The following is an 8,862-nucleotide window of genomic DNA, read 5'->3' as shown; positions in this document are numbered from 1 at the left end:
TGGCTCGGAGATCTCCTGCAAGCAGCCGACTGATCACGACATCACACAAACCCTAGGCCGGTTCGCCCTTGGAGGGGTTGGCATCGATGCCGTGGACGTCGATGTCGACCGGGGAGCCGAGCGTCCGCCGGGTCAGGCACAGGGACCCGGGCGGGATCCCGGCCTCCTCCGCCACCTCGCGCAGCGCCGCGGCGACCAGCGTGCGGTCCTCAGGCTCGATGTGGCCGCCGGGGGTGAGCATGAGACCGGTGGCCCGGTGCCGGATGTGCAGGACCCGGCAGCGGCGGTCGATCACGACGGCGCTGCACGTGACGTGCCCGGGCAGTGTCGTGCGGGCGGTCACGTCGACGGGACGGTCCAGTGCGGCGAGCAGGCCGGCCAGGGCGTCACGCTCGCCGGGGTGGCGTTCGAGGTACGTCTCGACGGTCTTGCGGATCGAGGAGGAGCTGGGTGGCATGAGCGTCGTCTCGCCTTCGACGTAGGAGCGGGGAAGCTGCGGGGGCCGGGCTGGTGGAAGTCGCGCTGCTGGAGGTCAGCTCGCCGACTCGTGGCCGGACTGCTGGCGACCGCGGGGGCGGGGAAGCCGGTCGTTCCGGCGGTGCCGGGTGCACGCCGTGGAAAGGACATGTCGGTCGGTCCGGTGGTGCCGGGGACGTGCCGTGGAAAGGACGCGTCGGTTGTTCCGGCGGTGCCGGGACACGCCGGTCGCCGTCGTTGCGGTGCGGGCCGGGGGCCGCTTCGTAGCATGACCCGATGATCGTGTCCGATGATCAGGGTCACCAGCGGCACGGGCCACGCACGGCGAAGCAGACTCGTCGCCGGCTCGTTCTCGCATTGGCCGGGAGCCTGGTCGCGGTCGGGGTGCTCGTCGCCGGACTCGCGTCGCGCGACGGCCGCGCGGGGTCCGGGCCGTGGCCCGCCGGTCCCGCCGGTGCCCATCCGCCGGTGCCCGGGAGCATCGCCCCTCCGAAGCCGGCGGCGGCGCCCCCCGGGACGCACCGTGCCGGAACCGTGCGGATCGCCGCCGTGGGGGATGTCGTGATGGGGACGCTGCCGGACGACCTGCCGCCCGACGACGGCGCCTCGTTCTTCGACCCGGTCGACGACCTGATCGCAGGTGACGTGGTGCTCGGGAACCTCGAGAGCACCCTCACCACCGACGGCCTCTGCAAGTGCGACGACGACAGCCCCAACTGCTTCGCGTTCCGCACCCCGCCGTCCTACGCCCGCTGGTTCAAGAAGGCCGGCTTCACGGTGATGAACGTGGCCAACAACCACATCGACGACTTCGGCGCGGAGGGCCGGCGCCAGACGTTCGCCGCCCTGCGCGCCGTGCACCTGCCGTACACCGGCCGCGCGGGCCAGATCACCCTCCAGCAGGTCCACGGCGTCCGTGTCGCGGTCGTCGGGTTCGCCCCCGACAAGGGGGCCGCCGACCTCACGGACATCCCCGCCGCCCGGCGGCTCACCGCCCGCGCCGCGGCGATGGCCGACGTCGTCCTCGTCACCATGCACGCCGGCGCGGAGGGTGCGGACCACACCCACGTGGAGCCCGGCAGCGAGTACTTCCTCGGTGAGGACCGCGGCGACGCCCACCGCTTCAGCCGTGCGGTGATCGACGCCGGCGCCGACCTGGTGGTGGGGAGCGGTCCGCACGTCATGCGGGGCATGGAGTTCTACAAGGGCCGCCTGATCGCCTACAGCCTCGGCAACTTCGCCGGCTACAAGGTCTTCGGCCTCGGCGGCATCCTCTCCACCAGCGGCGTCCTGCACGTCACCCTGCATGCCGACGGCAGCTACGCCTCCGGCCGCCTGTACCCCACCCAGATCGTGGAACCGGGTACGCCTGAGCCGGGCGGTGACGGGATCGACCTCGTCTCCGGCCTGTCGGAGGAGGACTTCGGCCCGAGCGCCGCCCGCATCTCACCCGACGGGACGATCGAGCGTCCCTGACCGGGCGACGGACGAGGCACGGCCCAGGGCGACGGCAGAGCCGGTGTGGCCCGACCGGCGGAAGCCGGCGGGGTGCCGGGCTCTCACTCAGGCACCTCGGGCAGGCTGCCGCCCTGCTCCCCGTCGCAGCCGGACGGCAACGGCCTCAGACGCTCAACCGGGTGATCCGTTGCGGAACGTACGGCGGATTGGTCCGGGACCGATTTTCACCTGATCAGGTGTGGGACCAATCCGTCCGGCGGCCAGAACCGGATTCCCTGCGTGAGGGACGAGGAGAAGGACCCAGGAGTTCGGCCGGGTGGGCCGCGCCTCGCGCTGGGGGCGCTGAGCGGGGGACTGGCCTGCTTCGCCGCGCTGGCGGTGGCCGAAATGGTGGCCGCGGCGGTGCGTCCGCAGGCCGGTCCGGTCATCGCGGTGGGCGGCGCGTCCATCGACGCGGCACCCGCTCCCGTCAAGGACTGGGCGATCCGCCACTTCGGCACCGACGACAAGCTCGTACTGCAGCTCGGCATCCTGGCCGTGCTGGCCGTACTGGCCCTGGTGCTGGGCGCGTTCGCGACGCGGTTCCGGCGCGCCGGAGCCGCCGGGGCCCTTCTCTTCGGGGTCACCGGGGCGGCGGCCGCGGTCAGCCGGCCCGACTCCACCACCTGCAGAGACGCACTGCCCTCCGCCGTGGGAGCCGTCGCGGGGGCGCTGCTTCTGTACGTTCTGGTGGGCCGTCTCACGGCGCCCGCCCGCCCGGAGGCGGCCGCGTCCGGCACCGTGGGCGAGGAAGCGGCAGCCGCCGCGCCCACGGGGTGGGACCGGCGGGGGTTCGTCCTCGCGTCCGCGTCCGCCGCGGCTGCTTCGGCCTTCATAGGTGCGGCCGGCCGTTCACTGAACGCCTCGCACGGCAAGGACGCCATCGCCTCACGCGCCGAGGTCGTGCTGCCCGGTCCCAGGTCACCGGCCCGACCGGTACCGAAGGGGGCCGGGCTGCGGATCGACGGGATCAGCCCCTTCGTCACCCCGAACGACGACTTCTACCGGGTGGACACTGCGTTGGTGGTGCCCAAGGTGGATGCCACCCGCTGGCGGCTGCGGATCCACGGCAAAGGCGTACGCCGACCGGCCACCTACACCTTCGACGACCTGCTGCGCCGTGAGCTGATCGAGCGGGACATCACCTTGACCTGCGTCTCCAACGAGGTCGGCGGCCCCTACGTCGGCAACGCCCGGTGGATCGGCGTGCGGCTGGCCGAGTTGCTCGCCGAGTGCGGGGTGAAGCCCCCGTCCCGAGGCGGCCGGGCGGACCAGCTGGTGGCACGCTCGGTGGACGGCATGACGCTCGGCAGTCCGGTCGAGGACGTCATGGACGGCCGCGACGCGATGCTGGCCGTCGGCATGAACGGTGAACCGCTGCCCTTCGAGCACGGCTTCCCGGTCCGTATGGTCGTCCCCGGCCTGTACGGCTTCGTCTCCGCCTGCAAGTGGATCGAGGACATCGAACTCACCACCTTCGCTTCCTACGACCCGTACTGGGTCAAGCGCGGCTGGTCGCGCAGGGCACCGGTCAAGACCGGGTCGCGCATCGACACACCCGGGCCGTTCGCCCGGCCGAAGGCCGGAACGGTGATGATCGCCGGGGTCGCCTGGGCCCAGCACCGGGGCGTCGACAGGGTCGAGGTACGCGTCGACGACGGCCCATGGCAGGAAGCCCGCCTGGCGGCCGAGGACACCCGGGACACCTGGCGCCAGTGGGCGTTCCCCTGGCAGGCCACCAAGGGCGGCCACACGCTCACGGTGCGCGCCTCCGACCGCACCGGCACGGTGCAGACGGACAAGCGCACCCGGACCATCCCCGACGGTGCCAGTGGCCGGCACTCGGTGGTCGTCACCGTGGAGTGATCACCGGCCGTCCCCCGAGGGTCTCGTGCCCTCCCCCCGAACCACTCCTCCCACATGTCCGAAACGCAGCACAGTGCTGCACCGTTCGACTGGAGAACATGATGAGCACCCGTATCCGCCGTACCGTCGGCCTCTTCGCCGCCGCCGCCGTACTGCCCCTGGCTCTGACCGCCTGCTCCGACGACAGCGGCGACTCGGGCACGTCCGACTCCTCCGGCAAGGCGTCGGCCCCGGTCACCCTGGGCAGTGATGGCACGGGCGGCTCGGACAGCGCCGCGAGCAGCATGGACCAGCCTTTCGGCTCCGCCTGTTCCGCTGTGCCGGACAAGGGCGCCGGCTCCTTCGACGGCATGGCCCAGGACCCGGTGGCCACCGCCGCCTCCAACAACCCGGCCCTGTCCACCCTCGTGACGGCGGTGAAGAAGGCCGGCCTGGTCGACACCCTCAACAACGCCCAAAACATCACGGTGTTCGCGCCGACCGACGACGCCTTCAAGAAGATCCCGAAGGCGACCCTGGACAAGGTCCTGAACGACAAGGCCCAGCTGACGAAGATCCTCACCTACCACGTCGTCGGCCGGAAGCTCACGCCGAAGGACCTGGAGAACGGCTCCTTCGACACGCTGGAGAAGTCCAAGGTGTCGACCTCCGGGTCGGGCGAGTCCTACACCGTCAACGACTCCGCCAAGGTCGTCTGCGGCAACGTCAAGACCGCCAACGCCACCGTCTACATCATCGACACCGTCCTGATGCCCAAGATGTGACACCCGGGGCGGGCGCCGACCCCCGGCACGGGGGCCGCGGCCGCTCCCTCGTGGGCCGGTCCGTCCGCCGGGGCGCGGACCGGCCCACGGCCGCGCTCACCACGGCCTCTGGGAGGGCTGCCGGAACGGCACACGGCCGGACGACCCGGTCGGGAGCCGCCCGCCGCCCCGTCCCCGCCTGCGCTGTCCCGTCCGCGTGCGTGCGGCACCGCGCCGGGCATGCGCGGCGCGCTCCGGCGCCTTCTGTCCCCGGCCCACCGTGCCGGCACCGGTGGCCGCGTGGGGAGACCGTGCGACGGACGGCCCCGGACGGTCTCCCCACGCGTCCTCTCACGTCGGTACGCCGAGCAGGGCGACCGGCGTCGAGGTCGGCTGCTTCGAACCGCCCTCCGGTTCCACCGTGATCCCCACCCCGGAGGCGCCGTCGACCGCTCCCTGCATGAGCACGGCCTGGCTGCCGCGGGCGGGGTCCATCAGGCCGGCCGAGCGCATCTTCCCGCCGTCGGCGAACCACAGCTGGTACACCCTGCCCCGTGGTGGCCGCGCCATCTCGGACGCCACGAACACGGCCCGGTCCCGGCTCGCGGAGACCACCAGCGTGCCCGCCCCGCCGGCCACCCTCGCCGAACGCGACCTGGCATCGGGCGCGGCCAGCACACCGGCCAGGTCCTCTGCGTGCCGCTGAACCCGCGCGGCCTGGCTGCGTGCGTCCTGGGCTCGTTCGTACTGCCACACAGCGGTCCCGCCGAAAGCGGCCGCGGCGGCCACACTGGCGGCCAGCGCCCACCGGGCCGGGCCCCGCACCCGCCTGATGCCACCGCGCATCCGTTCCAGGGGCACGGCACCGGGCGGCACCTGGCGCACGGAGGCGACGCGCCACAGGACCCGCTCCCGCATGTCGGGCCGCGTGTGCACCGTCGAGGCCAGGGCCAGGCGTCCGGCGGTCGCCGTGAACTCCGCGACCTCCCTCTCGCACGTGTCGCACGCGGCCAGGTGACGCTCGAAGGCGGCACGCTCGTCGTCGTGCAGCGCGTGGAGCGCGTAGGCGCCTGTCAGACCGTGCGGATCGGTCGTGGTCATGCGGTCACCCCCAGACAGTCACGGAGCCGGATGAGCCCGTCGCGCAACCGGGTCTTGACCGTGCCGAGGGGCAGCGCGAGCGCTTCGGCGACCTCCCGGTAGGTCAGGCCCCGGTAGTACGCGAGCGTGACCGACTGTCTCTGCAGATCGGTCAGGGTGCGCAGACAGCGGCGCACCTGCTCCCGTTCCAGGCGGGTCTCGACCTGTTCGGTCACCTCGTCGTACGCCGGCTGATGCTCCAGCAGAGCGGCCCTGGTGTCACGGGCCGCCGCGGCCTCCACCGACCGGACCCGGTCCACCGCCCTGCGGTGGGCGAGGGTGAGGATCCAGTTGATGGCCGTGCCACGCTCGGGCCGATAGCGTGGGGCCGTGCGCCACACCTCGACCAGCACATCCTGCGCCACCTCCTCCGACTGCGCCTGGTCGCGCAGGACCGCCCGCGCGACGCCGAGGACGGAACCGGCCACCGCGTCGTAGACGGCGGCGAACGCCTTCTGATCCCCCAGTGCCACCTCGTGCAACAGCTGCTGCAGATCGGGCTGGGCAGAGGGCTTCCTGCCGATTCGTACTGGTTCCTTCACCATGGCACTCCCGTATGCATGACCGGCCCGAACATCCCTGTGTGATCCGTGGCCCCGCGAACTGCGGATCGGTCGCGAAAACTGCAGCAGGAGAAAATCCGGACGACACGTCACCCTGCCGCGCCCCCGATCCGGGGACGACGTCGGCTGCCGCGCGCTGCCCGGACCCGATGGGCACTCGATCACCTGCTTCCCCCGTTCTCCTGCCGGTGGTAATCCGGTGCGGGTTCGGCGTCGGCTTGGTCGGCCGGGGGAGGGAATCAGGTTCCCCCGTTCGGCCGGTCCACCCGGGGCGTGATCTGCGGTGACGGCGACAGGCGAGGGCGGGCGTCAGCCGCGCGACAGGCGAGCAGGCTTGACGGAGCGCGAGGCCCGGGCGTTTCATTCGGGGCGAAGCGGCGGCCTCCGCTGCCACCGGCACTGAGCGTCCGCCGTCAGCCGCCTCTCCGGCGCCCTCGGTCCCTTCGTCCGGACCGAGGGAAGCGCCCGACCGCAGATGACACGGGCCCGCTCGTCGGTCGGCCATTCCGCGGAAGCGGCCGGCCGGTCGCCCGGAGCGAGCCGCCTTCCACGGCCCCGTTGGACAGGAGTGATCATCACGATTACCGGCGGCCTCGGCGGGACGCTTCTTCCGCTGCCGACCACAGCGGATGACGGCCCGGGACCACCCCGGAAGGGTCGTCACCGGCAGCTGGGAAGCGCGGTGAGGGGCGAGCAACGTCTGCGAGGATGGTCGTGTGAACGCGCCGAGCAGGAATCACGTGACGGTGTCCGGGCGGCCGGGCGCACAGGTGGTCACGCCGGCGCGGTTCAGCGCCGAGGACATCGAGGAACCGCCGGAACCCCAGAAGGCCACCAGGCCGGTCCCGCCGAACACCACCGGGCGCCGTCCGCGGCCGGCCGGCCCCCAGGAGTCCGCCGCCGCGGTCGCGGCGTCGGCCGGCGCCCGCCGATGACGGCCGGAACCGACGAGGGTGCGAACGGCGAAGGCCCGGACGCCGACGGAGGCCCCGTCGACGAGCGGGCCGCGTTCTCGGCGCTGCTCGAAGACAGCGCGGACGACCTCTACGAGCACGCGCCGTGCGGCTACGTCTCGACCCTTTTCGACGGGCGGATCGCGAAGATCAACACGACCCTGCTGGACTGGCTCGGTCACCGCCGCGGCGATCTGGTGGGCCGCAAGACGTTCGCCGACCTGCTGACCGTCGGCGGCCGACCGTACTACGAGACCCACTTCGCGCCGCTGCTGCGCATGCAGGGCGAGATCAGCGAAGTCGCCCTCGAACTCCAGGCCGCCGACGGCAGCCGGCTGCCGGTCCTGGTGACGTCCACCGTGAAGCTGGGCGAGGACGGACAGCCACTGCTGATCCGCGCCACCGTCTTCGACGCCCGCGACCGGCGTGCCTACGAGACCGAACTTCTGCGTGCGCGCCAGGAGTCGGACCGCGAACGCGACCGCCTCAAGCAGTTGAACGTCACGCTGCAGAAGACGCTCCTGCCGCCCGTGCTGGCGAACGTTCCCGGCCTGGACGTCGCCGCGCACTACCACACCGCCTCCACCGACGAGGTCGGCGGCGACTTCTACGACCTCTTCCCGCTGTCCGCCGGAACCTGGGGCTTCTTCCTGGGCGACGTGTGCGGCAAGGGGGGGCCGCGGCGGCCGTCACGTCGCTGGCCCGCTACACACTGCGTGCGGCCGCCGTCTACGACCCCGACCCGGCCGCGGTCCTCGCCAACCTCAACACCGTGCTGAACCACGAGTACAACGGCCACGACCCGCGTTTCTGCACCGTGGTCTTCGGTCTGCTCACCCCCGACGGCGACCACGGCGGCTTCCGGGTCACCCTCGCCGCCGGGGGCCACCCTCCGGCCCTCCACATGGGCGCGGACGGCCGGGCCCCCGGCGGCCAGCTCATCGGCGTCCTGCCCGACGCCCGCATCGTCACCACCGGCGTCCGCCTCGATCCCGGCGACACCCTGCTCCTGCACACCGACGGACTCACCGAGGCCCACTTGGCCACCACGGACGGCCGCTACGGTGACGACGCTCTCCTGGAATTCGCACGCGAACTCGCGCCCACCACCGCACACGACACCGTGGCCGCGATCCGCGACCTGCTCGACACCTTCGGCACCGGCGTCGACGACGACACGGCCGTCCTGGCCCTCCACGTGCCCCGAACCACCCTTGAAGAGCAGACGTGACCCACGAACTGACCGCCCACACCCGCACCACCCCCGCCGGCCCCGTCTTCGAACTCGCCGGAGAACTGGACCACCACAGCGCACCCCGGATACGCGCACTGCTTCCCGCGCTCGTTCTGCGACCCGGGCAGCAGCTCGTGGTCGACCTCGACGGCCTCACGTTCTGCGACTCCAGCGGCATCACCGTCCTGATCGCCGCACGCAACCACGCCCTGGCAGCCGACGCGACCGTCGTCCTGGCCGCGGTACCCGAGAAGGTCAGCCGCCTCTTCCGCATCGTCGGTCTCGAACAGGTCTTCACCACCCACCCCACCGCGCAGGCAGCAGAAGCAGCCTGGACCTTACGCGCCACCACGGCCGGTGGGCACGCCCCGAACTCCGCCGGGCTCTGA

Annotated in this window: 8 protein-coding genes and 1 pseudogene; 6 read left to right on the top strand and 3 right to left on the bottom strand. The window is 72.4% G+C overall.

Annotation, left to right across the window (positions count from 1 at the left end):
- Positions 1–52 precede the first annotated feature (52 nt).
- Entirely contained in the window at positions 53–457 is a 405-nt protein-coding gene (locus AB0B40_RS34275; protein WP_362267415.1) for an NUDIX domain-containing protein, read from the bottom strand.
- Positions 458–753: 296 nt separating this feature from the next.
- Between AB0B40_RS34275 and AB0B40_RS34270 the strand changes: the two genes are divergently transcribed.
- The 3 genes from AB0B40_RS34270 (at position 754) to AB0B40_RS34260 (ending at position 4,604) form a co-directional block, all read left to right on the top strand.
- Positions 754–1,953 carry a CapA family protein gene (locus tag AB0B40_RS34270; RefSeq protein WP_362267412.1) on the top strand — a complete coding sequence of 400 codons (1,200 nt, stop codon included), beginning with the start codon at positions 754–756 and terminating at the stop codon, positions 1,951–1,953.
- A 261-nt stretch (positions 1,954–2,214) separates the two neighbouring features.
- Positions 2,215–3,840 (top strand): molybdopterin-dependent oxidoreductase, encoded by a 1,626-nt coding sequence (locus tag AB0B40_RS34265; protein ID WP_345056938.1) that lies wholly within the window; start codon positions 2,215–2,217, stop codon positions 3,838–3,840.
- Between the two features lie 101 nt (positions 3,841–3,941).
- Positions 3,942–4,604: a fasciclin domain-containing protein gene (locus tag AB0B40_RS34260; RefSeq protein WP_345056952.1), complete on the top strand. Its 663-nt coding sequence runs from the start codon at positions 3,942–3,944 to the stop codon at positions 4,602–4,604.
- 330 nt (positions 4,605–4,934) lie between these two features.
- On the opposite strand, the gene AB0B40_RS34255 is transcribed toward AB0B40_RS34260, so the two are convergent.
- Together AB0B40_RS34255 and AB0B40_RS34250 are read right to left on the bottom strand one after the other, a co-directional pair.
- Positions 4,935–5,684, bottom strand: coding sequence for an anti-sigma factor (locus AB0B40_RS34255; RefSeq protein WP_345056936.1), 750 nt, complete (start codon positions 5,682–5,684; stop codon positions 4,935–4,937).
- Positions 5,681–6,265: a sigma-70 family RNA polymerase sigma factor gene (locus AB0B40_RS34250; protein WP_161332932.1), complete on the bottom strand. Its 585-nt coding sequence runs from the start codon at positions 6,263–6,265 to the stop codon at positions 5,681–5,683. The genes AB0B40_RS34255 and AB0B40_RS34250 overlap by 4 nt, the downstream gene beginning before the upstream one ends.
- Positions 6,266–7,002: 737 nt before the next feature.
- Between AB0B40_RS34250 and AB0B40_RS34245 the strand changes: the two genes are divergently transcribed.
- The 3 genes and pseudogenes from AB0B40_RS34245 to AB0B40_RS34235 all read left to right on the top strand — a co-directional run bounded on the left by AB0B40_RS34245 (position 7,003) and on the right by AB0B40_RS34235 (position 8,862).
- On the top strand, positions 7,003–7,221 hold the full coding sequence (locus AB0B40_RS34245; protein WP_345056934.1) for a hypothetical protein: 219 nt from the start codon (positions 7,003–7,005) through the stop codon (positions 7,219–7,221).
- A pseudogene (locus AB0B40_RS34240) lies at positions 7,218–8,470 on the top strand (SpoIIE family protein phosphatase). The gene AB0B40_RS34245 and the pseudogene AB0B40_RS34240 overlap by 4 nt, the downstream one beginning before the upstream one ends.
- Positions 8,467–8,862: an STAS domain-containing protein gene (locus AB0B40_RS34235; protein ID WP_362267408.1), complete on the top strand. Its 396-nt coding sequence runs from the start codon at positions 8,467–8,469 to the stop codon at positions 8,860–8,862. Before AB0B40_RS34240 ends, AB0B40_RS34235 begins: the two are co-directional and overlap by 4 nt.

The organism is Streptomyces sp. NPDC042638 (genome assembly GCF_040647235.1).
Classification (GTDB): domain Bacteria; phylum Actinomycetota; class Actinomycetes; order Streptomycetales; family Streptomycetaceae; genus Streptomyces; species Streptomyces rameus.
This window is presented reverse-complemented; position numbering and strand designations above follow the sequence as displayed.